This window comes from Mycobacterium sp. (assembly GCF_039583785.1).
Lineage (GTDB): Bacteria > Actinomycetota > Actinomycetes > Mycobacteriales > Mycobacteriaceae > Mycobacterium.
Genome location: NZ_JAVKSG010000071.1, coordinates 1 through 18,607, shown reverse-complemented (window position 1 = coordinate 18,607; position 18,607 = coordinate 1). Strand labels below are relative to the sequence as shown.

Sequence of the window (18,607 nt, the reverse complement as noted above, 5' to 3'; positions counted from 1 at the left end):
TGATGCATAGTGAGATCGAAACGGGAGGGCAGATGAAACGATTAGCCGGCAATCGAATCCTGGTGACCGGTGCGGCCTCGGGTATCGGGCAGGCGACCGCGCTACGCCTGCTGGACGAGGGTGCGTCGGTGGTCGGCGCCGACGTTGCCGCCGACGGACTGGAGAAGACCCGCGCCCGCGCCGAGGAGGCCGGCGCCGGCGAGCGCCTGACCACGCTGGAGATGAACATCGCCGAGGAGTGGTCGGTGATCGACGGAGTGCGCTCGGCGGTCGACACACTGGGCGGTCTGGATTCGGTGGTGAACGCCGCCGGAATTCTGCGCGCCGTGCACACCGAACAGATGGCCCTGGATCAGTGGAACCAGATCATCGGAATCAACCTGACCGGAACCTTCCTGGTGGTCCGTGAGGCGCTGCCGAGCCTGCTGCAGAACCCCCGCAGTGCGATCGTCAACTTCAGTTCTACCTCCGCATCGTTCGCCCACCCGTACATGGCGGCGTACGCGGCGAGCAAGGGCGGCGTGCAGGCCTTCACGCACGCGATCGCGCTGGAGTACGCGAGCAAGGGCCTGCGCGCGACATGTGTGGCGCCGGGCAGTATCAAGTCCGGAATCACCGACGCCACCGGCGGATACATTCCGCAGGACGCCGAGTGGGGCCTGTTCGCCCGGCTGATGCCGATCCTGCCGACCACCGAGGAATCCAGCGGCGCCGGGATGGCCAACCCCGCTGTCGTCGCCGGCGTCATCGCGATGTTGGTGTCCGAGGACGGTGCGTTCATCACCGGCACCGAGATCCGGATCGACGGCGGCACGCACGCGTGAGCCCGCGCCGGCGACGATGCAGAGCGCAGCGATGAGGAGGAGCGGCGCCATCGAATCCAGCTACGACGACACTCTGCGTGAAATCACCACCGACGCAGGCGTTCTGCGCTATCACGCCACCGATCCGGCGACGTTGGCCGGCGCGCGGCGGATGTACGGCAAGGAAGCGTTCGCTGCGATGATGAAATTCCTGGAGTCGTCCAAAGGCCCACAACCCTGGGCGGTGATGCACCGGGTGCAGGCGCCGACGTTGATCACCTGGGGCCGCGACGACCGGGCACGGTGCTCGCGTTCTTGCTGCGGAAGTAGGTCAGTTCACGCAGGGGACGCCGCCGCCACCGATCGGTGCACCCTGATCGGGGGTCGGGTCGGCGGAGGTAGTCATGCTGGATTTCCACCCGTAGGTGTCGTACAGCGTGGACGGCGTGGTGGAGTCGGACAGCGACTCGTCCTGGCTGGGGACCGAGAAGTTGTCGTCGACCACCACCTCGACGTGCCCGAACTGAAGCGTGCTGTTCGGTTTGTCGGGGGCGTCGACACCGAGCAGGTTCGCCACTTCACGGGCGTCGGACTCGGCGCCGGGCCCGTATTCGACTGTGGTGGAGGTGGGTTCACCGCGAACCCGGTCGCGTACCGAGCCGGTGGTGTAGCCGTCGTGCCTCAGCGTGCGGGCCACCTTGCTGCCCAGGCCGCTGACACTGCTGGCGTTCACCACGTCGACGACGGTCGACGGGGAGGGTGCATCGAGGGTGGTCGATGTCGTCGACGACGAGGACGTGCCGAACGCGGCCGCCACTTCGGCCTTGATCGCGGCGGGGTCGACGATGTTGACGTCTTGGCCGTTGATGTTGTCGTAGCGCACCACCGGCAGGGTCCGGTATTCGATCGAGCCGGCGGCCAGCGCGCCCATCTTGCGGAACATGTCCTCGTCCCAGCCCGATGACAGCACAACATCCTTGCGCGCCACGGCCATCAGGTCTTTCAACTTTCCGATGTTGGTGAAGGTGCCGGCATCCTGCAATTGGTGCATCACCGACGCGAGGAAGGCCTGCTGGCGGTGGGTGCGGTCCAGGTCGCCGTTCTGCAGGCCGTGCCGTTGCCGGACGAACGCCAGCGCCTGCGCGGCGTCCAGTCGCTGGTGGCCCGCCGGGAAGTCGGCGCCGGAGTAGTCGTCGTACACGGCGTGTTTGAGGCAGACGTCCACCCCGCCCAGGCTGCTGGCCAGGTCGTAGAAACCGGCGAGGTTGACCTCGGCGAAGTAGTCGATCGGCGCCCCGGTCAGCTTCCGCACGGCCTTCAACGTCGCGGCGCGGGCGGCCTCGCGCCCCTTGGCCTCCAGCTTCTTCTGGTCGCTGACACCCTTGTCGATCATTTTTTGCTCGACGTACTGCTTGGTCAGGCCGTAGGCCTCTTTGATCTTGATGTGGTTGTAGCCGGGGACGCCGTGCCAGGCGACCCAGTCGTCGCGGGGAATGGAGAACGCCGACACTTTGTCGTCCGGGCCGATGTGCGCGAGGATCAACGTATTGGTGTTATAGCCGCCGTCGTCGGAGTCGCCCGCGTGCAGGTGCTTCAACAGGCTCCAGGGCAGGTCGTCGCCGTTCTGGTCCTTCCGCGAGTCGAGCCCGATCAGCAAGATGTTGATCCCGTTGCCGTCGGACTTCGGGTCCTCGGGGCTCAGGGCCTGCGAGACGGTGATCCCGCTCAGCATGCCGTGCGCCATCCAGTAGCCAGATGCCGTGGTCACTAGTGCCGCTATCGCGGCGAACGCACCCGTGGCATGCGCCAGCGTGCGGAGACGCTTCTTGCGCGTCGTCGTGCGACGGCGATGCTTGGGGCTGGATCGCTGCAGTGCTTCCACCACAATCTCGGCTTTGTCTAGGGGTTCGCGCCTGAACCGGGATGAAATGTAGGTGCGTTGGTTGGTGCTTACCCCTATTATGCGGCAGCTTGCTGAGGACCGTTCAGTGCGCCAGCTCACCGCCGGCCGGCGAAAATACTGTCAGAAAGTGTTTGAACTGGGGCGATGCGCCTCCGCGACGCGTCGGTGCGGGCGTACCAATTGTGGCCAAATCGTGCCGTTAGAGCTCGAGAATCGCCCCGTCCGCGGCCGACAGGGTCGCGCCGAAGCGGGCCTGGGCCGCCTCGGCGGTGCGCTCGGCCACCCCAGGAAGGGGATGGTGATGGGTGATCAACAGCCGCGAAACCCCGGCTTCGGCGGCGATGGCGCCGGCCTCCTCGCCTGAGGTGTGGCCCCGCTGCGCAGCACTGGGCTCCCACGCCTCATGCAGCAATGTGGCCACACCCGCCACATGTCCGATGGTGTGCGGATCGAACTCGGTGTCGGTGCAATAGGCGAGAAGGTCCCCGACCCGAAAGCCGGTCGACGGCAGCGAGTGGCGAGTCTGTTCCCAAGTCCGGATCTCCTGCCCGGCGAAACCGAGGATGTCTGAACCCAGCTCGGCCCAGCGCGCCGACGCCAGCGGCGACGTCGTCTGCAACGGCGCCGCGAGAAGCTGGTCCTCGACGATCGAGCGGGTGGGCCGGCCGTATGCCATCGAGCCCGGCCCGGCGATGGTGAGTTCCCGGCCACCCAGCGCGCGGGCGCTGACGAACCCGAGGCCGATCACATGATCGAGGTGGAAGTGGCTGAGCGCCACGGTCACCGTCTCGACCCCGTTCAGCAGCGACGGGTTGATCTGCAGGGCGCCGAAACCGGTTCCGGCATCGAGGATTAACGCCTCGGTGCCAGAGGTGATCAGATAACAACTGGTCTGACGGGAGCTGGTGGGAATCCATCCGCCGCTGCCGAGGACCGTCATCCGCATGAATAGCGAATCCGTTTCATGCAGGACGCCGTCACGGTGTGCTGACCGGACTCGTCGGGCTCGCAGAGGTCGTCGGAGTCGTGGGCGTGGGACTCGGGAGGCCCGGCCCGTCGCCACACCAATCGGCCACATCCTTCGGGTACTGCTCGATCGGCAACGGACAACGCTGCCCCGGCGGGTAATTGGCCCCGGCGTTGAGCAAGTCGCAGGGAACATAAACCTGTTTGCCTTTGGCGGTGTTGGTCAGACACTTGGTCGGCGGCTCGGAGTGAGCCTGAACGGGGATGATGGTCACCACCAGGACGACGCCACATGCCCACGCAAGACGACGGTAGGTCATGAAAGCTCCTTTGAGGACGCGGAGCCCCCTGTCAGGATTGAACTGACGACCGCTCGCTTACAAGGCGAGTGCTCTACCACTGAGCTAAGGAGGCCGGTTTGTAACCCGGTCAGCCTAACGGGTCACTCGTCGTGGCCGGAGTTCTCGTGGTCGATGATCTGCTGCGGGCGCACCGTCCGCGTCGGTGAGCGTCGGCCCGGCCAACGGCCGGGCAGCGGAATCCGCTCGGCGATACTGCTCAACGGGTTGACCACCGAGGTCAGCGATATCACCGCATCCTGCAGCGTCGCGATGGCCGGCTCCAGGGCCTCCATTCCGGGCGCGAGCCGGGCCAGCGTGTCGGCAACGCCGGCGAGCTGCTCCAGCGGGCCGTTGCGCGCGGTCAGCGTGTCGATCAGCCCGCCCTCCGACAGCAGGCGATCTGCCAGCCCATCCTCGGCCAACACGCGCTCTATCAGCCCGTCGTCGGCAGTAAGCTGATCCACCAGCCCGCCCGGCTTCAGCGCACGCTCGAGCCCGCCGCCGTCGGCGGTCAGCCGATCGAGCAGGCCGCCGTCGGAGGTCAGCATGTCGACGACCCCACCCGGGCGCAGCAGTCGATCAATGGGCCCGTCGGCGGCAATGGCCCGCCCGAGCGGCGTGTCGTCGTCCAGCAACCGGGCCAGCCGGTTGGCCCGGGCCATCGCATCGTCGATGCCGAGCAGGTGCGCCACCGCGTTGGGGCCGCCCGTCGCGCCGGTGTCACCGAGGCCGCGGTGCGCCATGCCGAGCGCGGTCGTCGCGATGCCCACCCCGGCGTCGGCGGCGGCGAGTCCGACCCGCACCGGCGCGGTGGCGAGGCTCACCAGGCTCTTGCCCACAGTCATCCCTCGAGTGTATTCAGCCCAGGTCACATCCCGTGGTGGTTGACCGCGATCGGCGTCCAACAAATTCTCAGCGCGCACACAGCCGGTATGCAGACTTTATTCAGCTGAGTAAGGGGGAATTAACGTCATGTCAGCAGCAATACCAGAAGCAGTACCAGAGGCACGTGTTCTCGTCGTCGACGATGAGGACAACATCGTCGAGCTGTTATCGGTCAGCCTCAAATTCCAAGGCTTCGAAGTCCACACCGCCACGAACGGGGCATCGGCGCTGGATCTGGCCCGCGACGTCAAACCGGACGCGGTGATCCTCGACGTGATGATGCCCGGCATGGACGGTTTCGGGGTGCTGCGCCGGCTGCGCGCCGACGGCATCGACGCGCCCGCATTGTTCCTCACCGCCCGTGACTCGTTGCAGGACAAGATCGCCGGCCTCACGCTCGGCGGCGACGACTACGTCACCAAACCGTTCAGCCTGGAAGAGGTCGTCGCGCGGCTACGAGTTATCTTGCGGCGCACCGGGAAAGGCGTCGCCGAGGCCCACAACGCCCGACTGACGTTCGCCGACATCGAAATCGACGAAGACACCCACGAGGTGTGGAAAGCCGGCGAGCCGGTTTCGCTGTCGCCCACCGAGTTCACCTTGCTGCGTTACTTCGTGATCAACGCAGGCACCGTGCTGAGTAAGCCGAAGATTCTGGATCACGTGTGGCGCTACGACTTCGGTGGCGACGTCAACGTCGTCGAGTCCTACGTGTCATATCTGCGCCGAAAGATCGACACCGGCGAGAAGCGCCTGCTGCACACCCTGCGCGGCGTGGGTTATGTGCTGCGGGAGCCTCGTTAATCGAATGCCGCGACACCTTCGGATCGAACTGCCACTACGCGTTGGGTTGGTCGCCGTCACTCTTCTGCTGGTCGCGTGCGGGCTGACCGCGTCCGGCATCGCAGTGACGTCGATCCTGCGCCAACACTTGATCGCGCGGGCCGACCAAACCCTGGAGGAGGCCTCGCGCGGCTGGGCGCAGGCCCCGAAGGGCGCGTTGAAGACCCCGCACGACGCCAACCTCGACCGTCCTCCGTCGAACTTCTACGTGCGCAGCCTTTCCGCTGACGGGCGCGGCAAGACGGTGATCAACGATCGCCATGCTGAACCCGTCCTGCCGGCCAACGACGATGTCGGTCCGGTGCCGACGACGGTGGGATCGGTGGACAACTCGGGCGTGCAATGGCGGGTCGTCTCGATGCACGGCGACAATCGGCTCGTCACGGTCGCCTACGACCTGTCCGAGATCCAGCACACCGTCCGTTCGCTGGCCTGGCTGCAACTCGACATCGGAGTCGCGGTGTTGCTGGTCCTGGGTCTGGTCGGGTCGTGGGTGGTCCATCGAAGCCTGCGACCGCTGATGGAGGTCGAACAGACCGCCGCCGCGATCGCTGCCGGGCAGCTGGATCGTCGTGTGCCCGAACGTGATGCGCGGACCGAAGTCGGGCGGCTTTCCGCGGCGCTCAACGGAATGCTCGCCCAGATCCAGCGGGCACTGGCATCGTCTGAATATTCCGCCGAGCAGGCGGTGATCTCGGAGAACCGGATGCGCCGCTTCATCACCGACGCCAGCCACGAATTGCGCACACCCCTGACCACCATGCGCGGCTTCGCCGAGTTGTACCGGCAGGGGGCGGCGCGCGACATGGAGTTGGTGATGTCGCGCATCGAGAGCGAATCACGACGCATGGGACTGCTCATCGACGATCTGCTGTTGCTTGCCCGGCTCGATACCCAGCGCCCGATCGAGCGCCAACGGGTGGATCTGCTGGCGCTGGCCACCGACGCTGTGCACGACGCGCGGGCGGTTTCGCCCGGCCGCACGATCACCATCGAGGTGGTCGACGGTCCTGGTACCCCCGAGGTGCTGGGTGACGATGCCCGGCTCCGCCAGGTGTTGGGCAACTTGATGGCCAACGCTATGCAGCACACCCCGGAGAGCGCGGACATCACGGTGCGGGTCGGCACCGACGCCGAGCATGCGATTTTGGAAGTCGTCGACGAAGGCCCCGGCATGAGCCAGGACGATGCGCTGCGGGTCTTCGAGCGGTTCTATCGCACCGACTCCTCCCGCGCGCGCAGCAGCGGCGGTAGCGGTCTGGGGTTGTCGATCGTCGACTCGCTGGTCCACGCCCACGGCGGAACCGTGAACCTGACCACCGCACAAGGACAGGGCTGCCGGTTCCACGTCAGCCTGCCGCGCATTGCAGAGGTGCCGGTGCGCCGGGTCAGGCAGGTAGCAGATCAGCAAGCGCCGCTTTGATTTTCGCTTGCGCCTCGGCAAGGGATTCCGCGGACGGATTGCGGTCGACGTTGGCGAAGCCGAAGTCGCCGAGGCTTTTTGCCGGGAAGACATGGACGTGCAGGTGTGGCACCTCCAGCCCCGCGATGATCAACCCGGCACGATCGGCGTCGAATGCTCGAGTGACCGCCTTGCCGATCAGCTGGGCGACGGACATGATCCGACCGAACGCGGCCTGGTCGATGCTCTGCCACTGATCGATCTCTGCTCGGGGCACCACCAGCGTGTGTCCCTGGGTCATCGGCTCGATGGTCAAGAAGGCGACGACGTCGTCGTCGGAGTACACGAACCGCCCGGGCAGTTCGCCGTTGATGATTTTGGAGAAGATGGTGGCCATCGCTTCAGCATATGGCGAACCGCGCCGGCGCCATGCCGCGCGAGCAGGACGGTCACTCCGCGTTGCCGAAGGTCATCGCCTCGAGGTTCCAGTAGCCGCGCATGTTCGTGATCAGTCCCGCGTCGTTGACCCGGTAGGTGAACACGCCACGCACGCTGCTGGTGATTCCGTTGTCAAACTTGCTGTCCAGCACCAAGATATGCGCGACCTCGTTCGGGTCGCTGGACGGAAACGTCTCCTCGCAGGTGATCGTCAGGTTGTTGGCGGCGATGTTGGTGTCGTAGAACCCCGCGACGCCGTCCTTGCCCCGCACCCCGGTGCCCTCGGGGTTGGTGACCGACGTGCCGATCGGGTCTTCGACCACGACGTCGTCGGCCATCAGGGCCAGCCAGCCCTCCCGGTCGTGCGCCTGCACGCAGCGCCAAGACGACCGGGAAGCGGCCAGCGCGGCGGACACGCTCGTTACCGGTCGGCGTCGGTGAAGCGGATCACGCCGCGAATGTTCTTGCCGTCCAACATGTCCTTGTAGCCGTCGTTGATCTGCTCCAACTTGTACTGACGGGTGATCATGTCGTCGAGGTTGAGCTTGCCGACTTTGTACATCGACAGCAGTTGGGGGATGTCGTGCTGCGGGTTGCCACCACCGAAGATGGTGCCCTTGATGGTCTTCTGCATCAGTGTCATCATCGCCAGATTCAGGGTCACGTTGTTGTCCAGCAGGCTGCCGATCGCGGTCAGCACGCAGGTGCCGCCCTTCTGCGTCAGGATCATGTAGTTCTCCACGTCGGCGCCATGCAGTTCGCCGACCGTCACGATCACCTTGTGGGCCATCAAGCCGTGGGTTACGTCCATGATTCCGCCCATGGCGGCGAAGATGTCGGGGTAGACGTGGGTCGCACCGAACTTGAGGGCCTGGTCACGCTTCCACTCGACCGGGTCGATCGCGAAGACGTGGCGGGCTCCGGCGATGACGGCACCCTGCAGCGCTGCCATGCCGACCCCGCCGATACCGACGATCGCGACGTCCTCTCCGGGCCGGATGTCGGCGGTGCGAACCGACGAGCCGTAGCCGGTGGTGACGCCGCAGCCGACCAGCGCGGCAACCTCGAAGGGCACCGACTCGTCGATCTTCACCACCGAGCTGCGATGTACGACCATGTACGGCGAGAAGGTGCCCAGCAGTGTCATCGGGAAGACGTCCTTGCCCCGGGCCTTGATTCGGAAGGTCCCGTCCGACACCGCGACGCCGCCCAGCAACCCCGCACCGAGGTCGCACAGGTTACGCAGGCCGGCCTGACAGGTCGGGCACTGGCCACAGGACGGGATGAACGACAGCACCACATGGTCGCCCGGTGCGATGTCGTCAACGCCGGGACCCACTTCGGTGACGATGCCGGCGCCCTCGTGGCCACCGAGCACCGGGAAGCCGCCCATCGGGATGCCGCCGGTGACCAGGTGGTGGTCGGAGTGGCACATGCCCGACGCTTCCATCTGGATTTTGACTTCATCCTTCTGCGGGTCGCCGATCTCGATTTCCTCGATCGACCAGGGCTGATTGAACTCCCAGATCAGTGCGCCTTTGGTCTTCATGGTGAACCTGCTTTCGTCGTTGAACGTCGGTTGAGAACGGTCCAGCTGCACGCAAGCAACCGCTTGGTTGAGTGTAGGTCAAGGGGGTGATCCGCGTCACGGGCACGTCACCAGATCGGCACCGGTGCTCGACCCAGCGGGTAGTAGCCAGGCAACTTCTCCCCGGCCACGCTGCGCCGGATGCGGTTCTGCATCCCGGTGCTCAGGTCGCCGGACTCGATCAGGGCGCCGAACATCTTCGCGACGTGGCCGAAGTCGAAGAAGTCGCGCTGCCACTCGATCAGCGCCTCGTCGTCGAGGCGAAACCAGCTGCCGCCGATGCCGTAGATCTCGTCCTGGCTGCCGTCGGTCTTGTTGACGATCTGCTTCCAGAAACCGACGATCTCGCCCTGCTTCTCGTCGATCAGCACCTTCTGGTACTCATACACCCAGTTCTCCAGGCCCTCCATCTCCAAGCCGAGCGCGACGTCGCGGATTTCGTCAATCCCGACGCACATCACGTCTTCCTTGGGCCCGATGTTCCAGCCGTAGGTGGCCTCGGGTGCGTAGAAGTCTGCGAGCGGCTTCCAGTCGCCGGCTTTTTCGCAGTCCTTGTTGGCCTGCAACCAACGGTCGACCCAGGCCTCGAGCTGTTCGCGCGAATGTGACGCCATAGACACCGTAGTCAATCCTCCTTGATGAGTAGTGCTTGCGTTGGGCACATTTCGACCGCCCGCTCGACTTCGTCGCGGGCCGCGTCACCGGGTTCGGGATCGGTGATCTCGACTTTTCCGCGTTTGGGCACCCGGAAGTAATCGGGTGCCTCCAGCTCGCACATCGCATGGCCCTGACACAGATCCAGGTCGACTTCGACGCGAAAACCCATGGAGCGCCCTACGCTTGGCGCTTGCGGTAGCGGACCTTGGCCGGGCTGGCCAGCTGCACGACCATCTTGGAATGGTCGTTGTGGTAGCTGTCGGCGGGTTGCGCCATCTCGAAGTCGTATTCGCGCAACAGGACCGAGAAGATCGCCTTGATCTGCATCTGCGCGAAAGCCGCTCCCACACAACGGTGTCGGCCGGCCCCGAACGGAATCCAGGTCCACCGGTTGACGGTGTCGGCCTGCTCGGGCTTGTTGTAGCGGTCCGGCTTGAACGCATCGGGGTCCGGGAAGTCCTCGGGGATCCGGTTGGAGATGGCCGGGGATACGGCCACGTAGTCGCCGTCATGGATCGGAAAGCCCGCCACCTCGAACTCGCCCTTGGCGACCCGCATCAGAATGATCAGTGGCGGGTGTAGCCGCAGCGTCTCCTTGACGACGTTGTCCAGCTTCGGAATCGACCGCAGCGCATGGAAACTCACTTCCTGGCCGTCCGCGTACAGCTCTTCGAGCTCGGCGAGTACCTCGGCGTAGACTCCCGCGTGTCGGATCAGCTCGATCAGCGTCCACGCCGACGTGCCCGAGCTGGTGTGGTGGCCGGCGAACATCAGCGAGATGAACATGCCGGTGACCTCGTCGGCGCAGAACCGCGGCACGCCCCGCTCGTCCTTGATCGACACCAGCACGTCGAGCATGTCGCGGTCGGACTTGTCCGTCGGCGGGTTGGCGATCCGCTGGTCCATGATTTCACCAACCAGCGCAACCAGTTTCACCCGCGCTTCGTCGCGCCGCTGGAAGCTCTCGATCGGCAGATACGGGTCGACGTAGCACAGCGGATCGGTGCCACGCTCGAGTTCGTGGTAGTACTCGGCGAACCGATGATCGAGCTGATGGCGGAATTTGAGGCCGATCAGGCAGGCGGTCGAGGTGTAGATGGTCAGCTCGGAGAAGAAGTCGAGCAACTCGATCTCGCCTTCGTGGCCCCAGTCGGCGATCATCCCCCGGACCTGGGCCTCGATGGTGGCGGCGTGGCCCTTCATCTGCTCGCCGCGCAGCGCGGAGTTGTGCAGCATCTCCTTGCGCCGCTCCGGGCTGGCGTCGAACACCACGCCCGCACCGAAGATCGGCGCCATAAACGGGTACGCCGCGGCCTGGTCGAGGTCCTCGTCAGCGGAGCGGAAGAAGAATTCGTTGGCCTGCGCGCCCGAGAGCAGGATGACGTGCTTGTTGACCAGCTGGAACCACCCGACATCGCCGCATTCGTCGCGGACACGCTGCATCAAACCGATGGGGTCGGTGCGGAATTCTTCGAGATGACCGTGTTCTACTTCGCCGCCGGACACCCGGGGCACGATGCAGGTTTTCATGACGGCAGCCCTTCTTCGCCGCGGGCGAGTTTCTGGCGGTCCGTGGTGTCGGTCAGCGGCGCCTCGGGCTGCAGCTCCATGTTCACGATGACGCCGCCACGCGGCGTCTCGGCGACGAATGTGATGGCCCGTCCGATATCCGCGGCGCGCAGGAAGTAGTCGTGCCGGGCCTGGCCCCAGGTGGCCCAATCCTGCAGAGCGGGGCCGATTTTCTCGGCCGGTAGGCTCCAGCCCATCCCGGTCTTGGTCGGGCCGGGGTGCACGATCGACGCCCGCACACCGGTGCCTTCGAGCTCCATCTGCAGGTTGGTGACCATCGCGACCAGCGCGGCCTTGGCCGCGCCGTAGGCGCCCATGTGCGGCCGCTGACGTAGCGCCACATCGGAGCCGACGAAGATCAGGTCGCCGCGCTGCCGTTGCATCATGCCCGGAACCACAGCTGAGGCCAACCGGAATGCGCCGACGAGGTGGATCTGCAGTTGGGAGTCGAATTCCTCGCCTGTGATCTCGGCGAGCTTGCCGAAGTAGGTGTCGCCCGCACCGGCCACCAGCACCTCGATATCGCCGAGCGCGTCGACCGATTGCGCGACAAACGATGTCACCGAGTTCGGGTCGGTGACGTCGAGGTAGAAGCCGACCGCTTCGCCGCCGTCGGCGTTGATCTTGCCGACGATGTCGTCGAGTTTCTCGACCCGGCGGGCGCCCAGGGCCACCGGGAAGCCGTGGGCGGCGAGTTCGATGGCGGTGGCCTCGCCGATGCCCGAGGAGGCGCCGGCAACGATGGCCGGGCGACGGTCGGGCAGTGGTGCAAAGCGGGGCATTCAGCGGACCTCCAGGGTCATGGGTAGGTGGGCGAATCCGCGGACGTTGCTGGAGTGCACGCGGACCGAGTTGGCCTCGTCCACGTCGTAACCGCGGATGCGGGTGAACAATTCGGTGAGGGCGACCCGGGCTTCCATCCGGGCCAGGTGCGCGCCGAGGCAGAAGTGTGCACCGCTGCCGAAACTCAACAGCTTGGCGCCGATGTCGCGCCCGATGACGAAGTCGTCGGGCTTGTCGAATGCGCGCTGGTCACGGTGGCCCGACCCGGGCAGCAGCAGCAGGACGTCGCCGTCGGGAATGGTGGTGTCGTAGAGGGTGAGCTCGCCGGCCACCGTGCGGGCCAGGATCTGGCTGGAGGTGTCGTAGCGCAGCGTCTCCTCGACCCAGAGCGGAACCCGGGACAGGTCGTCGTAGACCTGCGTCAGCTGATCGGGGTTGCGGTGACCCCAAAAAGCGGCATTGGCAAGAAGTTTGGTGGTGGTCTCGTTGCCGGCGATCACCATCAGGAACATGAAGCCCAGGACTTCTTCGTCGGTGAGCCGGTCGCCGTCGATCTCGGCTTCCAGCAGCGCCGAGGTGAGGTCGTCGGTGAGCTTGGTGCGCCGCTCGGCCACCATCTCCTGGTAGTAGACGATCAGGTTGAGCGACGCGTCGATCGCCTCCGGTGGAACGTCGGTGACGCCCTCGTCGCGGTGCATCACGCCGTCGGCCCAGGCCCGCACCTGAACCCGGTCCGGCTCGGGGACACCCATCAGATCGGAGATGACGTCCATCGGCAGCTTGCCGGCGAACTCGTCGACGTAGTCGACCGCCACGCCGGACGCCGCCTTCTCCAGCAGGACGTCCAGGTGCTGGGTCGCGATCTCGGTGACGCGTGGCTCAAGTTCCCGAATCCGCCTGGGCGTGAACCCTTTTGACACCAGTGTTCGCAGCCGCAGGTGGGCCGGGTCGTCCATGGCCAGAAACGACATGGTCTTGGCGGCGTGCGGCCCGCGGGAGGCGGGGTCGAGCGAGACGCCGTACCTGTTCGACAGCGTCGTGCTGTTACGGAAGCCTCGGTGCACGTCGTGATGTCGCGACAAGGCCCAGAAGCCGAGTTCCTCGTTGTGATACAGCGGCGCCTCGTCGCGCAGTCGCTGGTAGTACGGATACGGGTCCTCGTGGAAGTCGTAGTCGTACGGGTCGAGCAGCGGCTTGTCGATCTGAGCGGTCATCACGCTTCCGTGGTGAGGATGAGACCGACCGCGTACGCGAGGTGGTCCACGATCTGGTCGTAGCTGTAGGCCCCGCTGGCGGCGTTGACGAGCGCGCCGAAGAACGTCATCTCCAGCACCGACACGATGCGCGGCTCGGCGTCGGGCCCGATGGCTGAGGTGATGCGACGGTGAATCTCGGCGCCGATCCGCATCCGCACCGCCCGGACCGCAGGATCGCCGCCGCCGCCGAGCAATGCCGTCGTGCAGGCGGCCGCGACTTCAGGTTCGTCGGCGACGACGAGTGCGAGGTGGCGCAGGGCCTTGTCGACCCGCGTCGGCATCGGCTCGTTGACGTCGGTGAAGTACGGCACCTGGCGCACCAGGTCCAGGTAGACCTCCGCGATCAGGTGGTTCTTCGAGGAGAAGTAGGTGTAGGCCGTCGCCGGGGCGACTTTGGCGCGGGCGGCCACCGCCCGCACGGTCAAGTCGCCGTAGGACGTCTCCCGTAGCACCTCGACTCCTGCGGTGAGGACCCTGCGGAAGGTTTCTTCCTGTCGACGGTTGCGCGGAACGTCGCGACTGATGGTGGCCACTGGTTCGCTGGACACTTGTCCACGGTATCCGACGGGTTGGCCGACAGGCAAGTCGTTTCGGTGAAGTGCCAGTTACAAGCCGGTTCACGGGTGGACGCCGCTGGCAACTCTTGCCTTTCCGACGGCGCTGAGACTATCTTCGACTGGACTATTCCGGACAACTGTCCATTGACGAACAGCTGCGGAGGCGACGATGGCGGTGCTGGCCGACGGGGTGAGTTCGCTGCTCATCGACGGCAAGCTGACGAGCGGCAACCAGGGCACCTTCGCCACGGTCAACCCGGCCACCGAAGAGGTGCTGGGGGCGGCGGCCGACGCCGACGCGCAGGACATGGGCCGCGCGATCGGGGCGGCGCGCCGTGCCTTCGACGACACCGACTGGTCGCGCAACACCGCGCTTCGGGTGCGCTGCATTCGCCAACTACGCGACGCGATGCGTGCGCATGTCGAAGACCTGCGCGAGATCACCATCGCCGAGGTGGGCGCGCCCCGGATGCTCACCGCCGCAGCGCAACTGGAAGGCCCGGTCGACGACCTGAGTTTTGCCGCCGACACCGCCGAGTCCTATCGGTGGAACTCCGACCTCGGTGAGGCGTCGCCGCTGGGGATTCCCACCCGGCGCACGATCGCCCGCGAGGCCGTCGGCGTCGTCGGTGCCATCACCCCCTGGAACTTCCCGCACCAGATCAACCTCGCCAAGCTGGGTCCCGCGCTGGCCGCCGGCAACACCATCGTGCTCAAGCCCGCCCCGGACACGCCGTGGTGCGCGGCGGTGCTCGGCGAAATCATCACCGAGCACACCGACTTCCCGCCGGGCGTCGTCAACATCGTCACCTCCAGTGACCACAGCGTGGGCGCGCTGCTGGCCACCGACCCACGGGTGGACATGGTGTCGTTCACCGGTTCCACCGCCACCGGTCGTGCCGTGATGGGTGATGCCGCGGCGACGTTGAAGAAGGTCTTCTTGGAATTGGGCGGTAAGTCGGCGTTCGTCGTGCTCGACGATGCTGATCTGAACGGCGCCTGCTCGGTCTCGGCGTTCACCGCGTCCATGCACGCCGGCCAGGGTTGCGCGATCACGACCCGGCTGGTGGTGCCGCGGGCCCGCTACGACGAGGCCGTCGCGATTGCCGCGGGCACCATGGGATCGATCAAGCCCGGTGACCCGAACAACCCCGGAACTGTCTGCGGGCCCGTCATTTCGGCGCGGCAGCGCGATCGGGTGCAGGGCTACCTCGACCTGGCGATCGCCGAGGGCGGAACGTTCGCGTGCGGCGGGGGGCGACCCGCCGACCGCGACACCGGGTTCTTCATCGAACCGACGGTGATCGCCGGCCTGACCAACGACGCCCGCCCCGCCCGCGAGGAGATCTTCGGACCGGTGCTCACCGTGATCGCCCATGACGGCGACGACGACGCGCTACGCATCGCCAACGACTCGCCATATGGGTTGTCCGGCAGCGTGTTCAGCGCCGACCCGGAGCGCGCGGCCCGCTTCGCCGCGGGAATGCGGGTGGGCACCGTCAACGTCAACGGCGGCGTCTGGTATTCGGCGGACGCGCCGTTCGGCGGCTACAAGCAATCCGGCAACGGACGCGAGATGGGCCTGGCCGGTTTCGAGGAGTACCTGGAAATCAAAACCATTGCCACTGCGGTGTAGCCCGCGAATGGCCAGTTATGGCGTGAAGATTGGCGTTTCACCCGCAATAAGTGGCCACTCGGCCAGAGGAAGGAAGCGAGATGGGGCGGTCCGAGAACAAAGTCGCCATCGTCACCGGATCCGGTGCCGGCATGAAGCTCGACTTCCTGCTCACCGTCGACCCCGGGTACTACCAGCGGTTCACGGCGATCGCGCCGGGACCCAAAGACACCGAGGCCAACCGGACCACCACCCCGCAGGAGATCGTGCAGGACGTCGTCAAGGGTCTGCCGCTGTCCCGGATGGGGACACCCGATGAGGCGTCCTGGATCACCGGACAGGTGAACCGGTCATGACACTCAGGCTCGGCTACATCGGCCTGGGCAACATGGGCGCGCCGATGGCCACCAAGATGACCGAATGGCCCGGCGGCATCACGGTTTACGATATCCGCGCCGACGCGATGACGCCGCTGGCCGAAAAAGGCGCACTCCTGGCCGATAGTGTCGCCGACGTCGCGGACGCCGACCTCATCCACGTCACCGTGCTCGACGACGCACAGGTGCGCGAGGTCGTCGGCGAATTGGCGGTGCACGCCAAGCCCGGCACCGTCATTGCGATCCACTCGACGATCAGCGACACCACCGCCGCCCAACTCGCCGGCGAACTCACACCGCAGGGCATCCACATCGTTGACGCTCCGGTGAGCGGTGGCGCGGCCGCCGCGGCCAAGGGCGCACTCGCCACGATGGTCGGTGCCGACCGCGAGGTCTACGAGCGGATCAAGCCGGCCTTCAAACACTGGGCGGCGATGGTCGTCCACGCCGGCGAGCCCGGTGCCGGCACCCGAATGAAGTTGGCCCGCAACATGTTGACGTTCACCTCCTACGTTGCGGCGTGCGAGGCGATGAAGCTGGCCGAGGCGGCCGGGCTCGACCTGCAGGCACTGGGCCGGGTGGTGCGCCACACCGACGCGCTCACCAGCGGACCGGGCGCGATCATGGTGCGCGACAACATGACTGACCTTGAGCCGGACAACTTCCTGTATCAATCTTTCGTGCACGCCCGCGAGCTGGGGGAGAAAGATCTGAGTCTGGCGCTGGCTCTGGGCGAGTCGGTATCGGTCGACCTGCCGCTCGCTCACCTGGCGTATCAGCGGTTGGCAGCTGGACTTGGCGTGCCGCACACAGAGAAGGGGGAGTGATGGACGAGTTGCGCAGCAAGGGCCTGGCGAAGATGAACGAGGTCTACGGCTGGGAGATGCCCAACATCGAGGGCGACGCGTACTTCGACCTGACTGTCGACCATCTTTTCGGCAGCATCTGGAGCCGTCCCGGGTTGTCGATGCGCGACAAGCGCATCATGACGCTCACCGCGGTGACCGCGATCGGTAACCGCGACCTGGCCGAGATCCAGATCAACGCGGCGCTGCTCAACGAGGAACTCACCGAAACCGAACTCAAGGAGATGGCGGTCTTTCTGACGCACTACCTCGGCTTCCCGCTGGGCTCCGCGCTCAACGGCGCCGTCGACAGCGTGGTCGCGAAGCGGAAGAAGGCCGCGGCCAAGGGTGCCGCCGAAGACAAGAAGGCCAACGTCGAGAACGCGCTCAAGATGCACTCGGGTGAGGCCGGGACCTAGCCATTAGAGTGACATCTCGTGCGCGTTCTGGTGATCGGCTCCGGTGCCCGCGAACATGCGCTGCTGTTGGCATTGCGCGCCGACCCGCAGGTCGAGGCGCTGGCCATCGCGCCCGGTAATGCCGGCACCGCGGCGATCGCGGACCAGCACGACGTCGATGTCTCCTCCGGTGACGACGTCGTCGCATTGGCTCGCCAGATCCACGCCGACCTGGTGGTGATCGGTCCCGAGGTGCCTCTGGTGCTCGGCGTGGCCGACGCCGTCCGTGGCGCCGGGATCGCCTGCTTCGGGCCCAGCGCGGACGCCGCGCAGATCGAGGGATCCAAGGCGTTCGCCAAAGACGTGATGGTAGCCGCCGGGGTGCGGACCGCCGCCAGCGAGATCGTCGACAGCCCAGCGAATTTGGATGCGGCACTGGACCGGTTCGGCCCGCGGGCAGGTGACCCGGCCTGGGTGGTGAAAGACGACCGGCTGGCGGCCGGCAAGGGTGTGGTTGTCACGCCGGACCGCGACGTCGCGCGCGCCCACGCTGCAAGCCTGCTCGAGTCCGGTCATCCGGTGCTGCTGGAGTCGTTCCTCGACGGCCCCGAGGTGTCCCTGTTCTGCGTCGTCGACGGCAAGACCGTGGTGCCATTGTTGGCGGCACAAGACTTCAAGCGGGTCGGCGACGGCGACGCCGGGCCCAACACCGGCGGCATGGGCGCCTACGCGCCGCTGCCGTGGCTACCGGCCGAGGTCTACCGCTCGATCGTCGGCGACATTGTGGAACCCGTTGCCGCCGAACTTGTTCGGCGCGGTAGTCCATTCTCCGGGCTGCTGTATGCCGGGTTGGCGATCACCTCGAGCGGGCCTGCCGTGATCGAATTCAATTGCCGCTTCGGCGATCCGGAGACGCAAGCGGTGCTCGCGCTACTCGAATCACCGCTCGGCCAGCTGCTCAACGCGGCGGCCACCGGCACGCTGGCAAGCTTCGGCGAACTGCGCTGGCGCGACGGCGCGGCGGTGACGGTCGTGCTTGCGGCGGAGAACTATCCGGGCCTGCCGCGGACCGGTGACGCGATCGTCGGCTCGGAGGCCGCCGGCGTCCTGCACGCCGGAACCACCCGCCGCGACGACGGCGCGATCGTGTCGTCGGGCGGTAGGGTGCTCTCGGTGGTGGGCACCGGCACGGATCTGGCCGCTGCCCGCTCGGCCGCCTACGCGACCATCGGGTCAATTCGATTGCTCGGCAGCCACTTTCGTACCGATATCGGCCTGGCCGCCGCCGACGGGAAGATTCGCGTCTAGGGCGTGTCTCCCGATTTGTTGCTTCCTACGCGGGGCTGGTCCCCCTTGGCCGTGCGCCGGGCGATCTGGTCTG

At 66.2% G+C, this 18,607-nt stretch carries 21 protein-coding genes, 1 tRNA gene and 1 pseudogene; 9 read left to right on the top strand and 14 right to left on the bottom strand.

Annotated features, from left to right (window positions below; genetic code table 11):
* The first annotated feature begins 32 nt into the window (after nucleotides 1-32).
* Both ABDV69_RS17335 and ABDV69_RS17330 read left to right on the top strand, forming a co-directional pair.
* Nucleotides 33-824, top strand: a complete 792-nt coding sequence (locus ABDV69_RS17335) for an SDR family NAD(P)-dependent oxidoreductase (protein ID WP_343576552.1) — start codon at nucleotides 33-35, stop codon at nucleotides 822-824.
* A gap of 106 nt (nucleotides 825-930) precedes the next feature.
* Nucleotides 931-1,101, top strand: a pseudogene (locus ABDV69_RS17330) (alpha/beta hydrolase); the annotation flags it as partial.
* Between the two features lie 33 nt (nucleotides 1,102-1,134).
* Here the strand turns inward: ABDV69_RS17330 and ABDV69_RS17325 are convergent.
* The 5 genes from ABDV69_RS17325 to ABDV69_RS17305 form a co-directional block, all read right to left on the bottom strand.
* Nucleotides 1,135-2,613: an LCP family protein gene (locus ABDV69_RS17325; RefSeq protein WP_343576550.1), complete on the bottom strand. Its 1,479-nt coding sequence runs from the start codon at nucleotides 2,611-2,613 to the stop codon at nucleotides 1,135-1,137.
* A 292-nt stretch (nucleotides 2,614-2,905) separates the two neighbouring features.
* On the bottom strand, nucleotides 2,906-3,652 hold the full coding sequence (locus ABDV69_RS17320; RefSeq protein ID WP_343576546.1) for an MBL fold metallo-hydrolase: 747 nt from the start codon (nucleotides 3,650-3,652) through the stop codon (nucleotides 2,906-2,908).
* 31 nt (nucleotides 3,653-3,683) lie between these two features.
* On the bottom strand, nucleotides 3,684-3,992 hold the full coding sequence (locus ABDV69_RS17315) for a hypothetical protein (protein ID WP_343576544.1): 309 nt from the start codon (nucleotides 3,990-3,992) through the stop codon (nucleotides 3,684-3,686).
* 22 nt (nucleotides 3,993-4,014) lie between these two features.
* Nucleotides 4,015-4,086, bottom strand: a tRNA-Thr gene (locus ABDV69_RS17310).
* A 28-nt stretch (nucleotides 4,087-4,114) separates the two neighbouring features.
* Nucleotides 4,115-4,858: a hypothetical protein gene (locus ABDV69_RS17305; RefSeq protein WP_343576541.1), complete on the bottom strand. Its 744-nt coding sequence runs from the start codon at nucleotides 4,856-4,858 to the stop codon at nucleotides 4,115-4,117.
* Between the two features lie 127 nt (nucleotides 4,859-4,985).
* On the opposite strand from ABDV69_RS17305, the gene ABDV69_RS17300 reads away from it, so the two are divergent.
* Together ABDV69_RS17300 and ABDV69_RS17295 are read left to right on the top strand one after the other, a co-directional pair.
* Nucleotides 4,986-5,702 (top strand): response regulator transcription factor, encoded by a 717-nt coding sequence (locus ABDV69_RS17300; protein WP_343576540.1) that lies wholly within the window; start codon nucleotides 4,986-4,988, stop codon nucleotides 5,700-5,702.
* 4 nt (nucleotides 5,703-5,706) lie between these two features.
* Nucleotides 5,707-7,164 (top strand): HAMP domain-containing sensor histidine kinase, encoded by a 1,458-nt coding sequence (locus ABDV69_RS17295; protein WP_343576538.1) that lies wholly within the window; start codon nucleotides 5,707-5,709, stop codon nucleotides 7,162-7,164.
* Here ABDV69_RS17295 and ABDV69_RS17290 read toward each other — a convergent pair.
* The 9 genes from ABDV69_RS17290 to ABDV69_RS17250 all read right to left on the bottom strand — a co-directional run bounded on the left by ABDV69_RS17290 (nucleotide 7,130) and on the right by ABDV69_RS17250 (nucleotide 13,982).
* Nucleotides 7,130-7,540, bottom strand: coding sequence for an HIT family protein (locus ABDV69_RS17290; protein WP_343576536.1), 411 nt, complete (start codon nucleotides 7,538-7,540; stop codon nucleotides 7,130-7,132). The genes ABDV69_RS17295 and ABDV69_RS17290 overlap by 35 nt on opposite strands.
* 52 nt (nucleotides 7,541-7,592) lie before the next feature.
* A complete protein-coding gene (locus ABDV69_RS17285) occupies nucleotides 7,593-7,997 on the bottom strand; it encodes a ketosteroid isomerase family protein (RefSeq protein ID WP_343576534.1) in 405 nt (134 codons plus the stop codon).
* Between the two features lie 5 nt (nucleotides 7,998-8,002).
* A complete protein-coding gene (locus ABDV69_RS17280) occupies nucleotides 8,003-9,130 on the bottom strand; it encodes an NDMA-dependent alcohol dehydrogenase (protein WP_343576548.1) in 1,128 nt (375 codons plus the stop codon).
* 107 nt (nucleotides 9,131-9,237) lie between these two features.
* A complete protein-coding gene (locus ABDV69_RS17275; protein ID WP_343576531.1) occupies nucleotides 9,238-9,783 on the bottom strand; it encodes a nuclear transport factor 2 family protein in 546 nt (181 codons plus the stop codon).
* Between the two features lie 11 nt (nucleotides 9,784-9,794).
* Nucleotides 9,795-9,995: a ferredoxin gene (locus tag ABDV69_RS17270; RefSeq protein ID WP_343576528.1), complete on the bottom strand. Its 201-nt coding sequence runs from the start codon at nucleotides 9,993-9,995 to the stop codon at nucleotides 9,795-9,797.
* A gap of 8 nt (nucleotides 9,996-10,003) precedes the next feature.
* Nucleotides 10,004-11,356: a cytochrome P450 gene (locus ABDV69_RS17265; protein ID WP_343576526.1), complete on the bottom strand. Its 1,353-nt coding sequence runs from the start codon at nucleotides 11,354-11,356 to the stop codon at nucleotides 10,004-10,006.
* Nucleotides 11,353-12,177 (bottom strand): SDR family oxidoreductase, encoded by an 825-nt coding sequence (locus tag ABDV69_RS17260; RefSeq protein WP_343576524.1) that lies wholly within the window; start codon nucleotides 12,175-12,177, stop codon nucleotides 11,353-11,355. The genes ABDV69_RS17265 and ABDV69_RS17260 overlap by 4 nt, the downstream gene beginning before the upstream one ends.
* Complete coding sequence (locus tag ABDV69_RS17255; RefSeq protein ID WP_343576521.1) at nucleotides 12,178-13,392, bottom strand: cytochrome P450; 1,215 nt, start codon at nucleotides 13,390-13,392, stop codon at nucleotides 12,178-12,180.
* Nucleotides 13,392-13,982 carry a TetR/AcrR family transcriptional regulator gene (locus ABDV69_RS17250; protein WP_343576519.1) on the bottom strand — a complete coding sequence of 197 codons (591 nt, stop codon included), beginning with the start codon at nucleotides 13,980-13,982 and terminating at the stop codon, nucleotides 13,392-13,394. Before ABDV69_RS17250 ends, ABDV69_RS17255 begins: the two co-directional genes overlap by 1 nt.
* 178 nt (nucleotides 13,983-14,160) lie before the next feature.
* Here ABDV69_RS17250 and ABDV69_RS17245 point away from each other — a divergent pair, with 178 nt between their 5' ends.
* The 5 genes from ABDV69_RS17245 (at nucleotide 14,161) to purD (ending at nucleotide 18,534) form a co-directional block, all read left to right on the top strand.
* Nucleotides 14,161-15,627 carry an aldehyde dehydrogenase gene (locus ABDV69_RS17245; protein ID WP_343576518.1) on the top strand — a complete coding sequence of 489 codons (1,467 nt, stop codon included), beginning with the start codon at nucleotides 14,161-14,163 and terminating at the stop codon, nucleotides 15,625-15,627.
* 80 nt (nucleotides 15,628-15,707) lie between these two features.
* Entirely contained in the window at nucleotides 15,708-15,962 is a 255-nt protein-coding gene (locus ABDV69_RS17240) for a hypothetical protein (protein WP_343576555.1), read from the top strand.
* Nucleotides 15,959-16,810, top strand: a complete 852-nt coding sequence (locus ABDV69_RS17235; protein WP_343576516.1) for an NAD(P)-dependent oxidoreductase — start codon at nucleotides 15,959-15,961, stop codon at nucleotides 16,808-16,810. The genes ABDV69_RS17240 and ABDV69_RS17235 overlap by 4 nt, the downstream gene beginning before the upstream one ends.
* On the top strand, nucleotides 16,810-17,247 hold the full coding sequence (locus tag ABDV69_RS17230; RefSeq protein ID WP_343576513.1) for a carboxymuconolactone decarboxylase family protein: 438 nt from the start codon (nucleotides 16,810-16,812) through the stop codon (nucleotides 17,245-17,247). The genes ABDV69_RS17235 and ABDV69_RS17230 overlap by 1 nt, the downstream gene beginning before the upstream one ends.
* A gap of 18 nt (nucleotides 17,248-17,265) precedes the next feature.
* On the top strand, nucleotides 17,266-18,534 hold the full coding sequence (purD, locus tag ABDV69_RS17225; RefSeq protein WP_343576511.1) for a phosphoribosylamine--glycine ligase: 1,269 nt from the start codon (nucleotides 17,266-17,268) through the stop codon (nucleotides 18,532-18,534).
* Nucleotides 18,535-18,607 lie beyond the last annotated feature (73 nt).

What these genes read in the sequence shown, in the direction of transcription:
- ABDV69_RS17335 (WP_343576552.1), top strand. Translation starts at nt 33, where the DNA reads ATGAAACGATTAGCCGGCAATCGAATCCTGGTGACCGGTGCGGCCTCG.
- ABDV69_RS17320 (WP_343576546.1), bottom strand. Translation starts at nt 3,652, where the DNA reads ATGCGGATGACGGTCCTCGGCAGCGGCGGATGGATTCCCACCAGCTCC.
- ABDV69_RS17315 (WP_343576544.1), bottom strand. Translation starts at nt 3,992, where the DNA reads ATGACCTACCGTCGTCTTGCGTGGGCATGTGGCGTCGTCCTGGTGGTG.
- ABDV69_RS17305 (WP_343576541.1), bottom strand. Translation starts at nt 4,858, where the DNA reads ATGACTGTGGGCAAGAGCCTGGTGAGCCTCGCCACCGCGCCGGTGCGG.
- ABDV69_RS17300 (WP_343576540.1), top strand. Translation starts at nt 4,986, where the DNA reads ATGTCAGCAGCAATACCAGAAGCAGTACCAGAGGCACGTGTTCTCGTC.
- ABDV69_RS17295 (WP_343576538.1), top strand. Translation starts at nt 5,707, where the DNA reads ATGCCGCGACACCTTCGGATCGAACTGCCACTACGCGTTGGGTTGGTC.
- ABDV69_RS17290 (WP_343576536.1), bottom strand. Translation starts at nt 7,540, where the DNA reads ATGGCCACCATCTTCTCCAAAATCATCAACGGCGAACTGCCCGGGCGG.
- ABDV69_RS17280 (WP_343576548.1), bottom strand. Translation starts at nt 9,130, where the DNA reads ATGAAGACCAAAGGCGCACTGATCTGGGAGTTCAATCAGCCCTGGTCG.
- ABDV69_RS17275 (WP_343576531.1), bottom strand. Translation starts at nt 9,783, where the DNA reads ATGGCGTCACATTCGCGCGAACAGCTCGAGGCCTGGGTCGACCGTTGG.
- ABDV69_RS17270 (WP_343576528.1), bottom strand. Translation starts at nt 9,995, where the DNA reads ATGGGTTTTCGCGTCGAAGTCGACCTGGATCTGTGTCAGGGCCATGCG.
- ABDV69_RS17265 (WP_343576526.1), bottom strand. Translation starts at nt 11,356, where the DNA reads ATGAAAACCTGCATCGTGCCCCGGGTGTCCGGCGGCGAAGTAGAACAC.
- ABDV69_RS17260 (WP_343576524.1), bottom strand. Translation starts at nt 12,177, where the DNA reads ATGCCCCGCTTTGCACCACTGCCCGACCGTCGCCCGGCCATCGTTGCC.
- ABDV69_RS17255 (WP_343576521.1), bottom strand. Translation starts at nt 13,392, where the DNA reads ATGACCGCTCAGATCGACAAGCCGCTGCTCGACCCGTACGACTACGAC.
- ABDV69_RS17245 (WP_343576518.1), top strand. Translation starts at nt 14,161, where the DNA reads ATGGCGGTGCTGGCCGACGGGGTGAGTTCGCTGCTCATCGACGGCAAG.
- ABDV69_RS17240 (WP_343576555.1), top strand. Translation starts at nt 15,708, where the DNA reads ATGGGGCGGTCCGAGAACAAAGTCGCCATCGTCACCGGATCCGGTGCC.
- ABDV69_RS17235 (WP_343576516.1), top strand. Translation starts at nt 15,959, where the DNA reads ATGACACTCAGGCTCGGCTACATCGGCCTGGGCAACATGGGCGCGCCG.
- ABDV69_RS17230 (WP_343576513.1), top strand. Translation starts at nt 16,810, where the DNA reads ATGGACGAGTTGCGCAGCAAGGGCCTGGCGAAGATGAACGAGGTCTAC.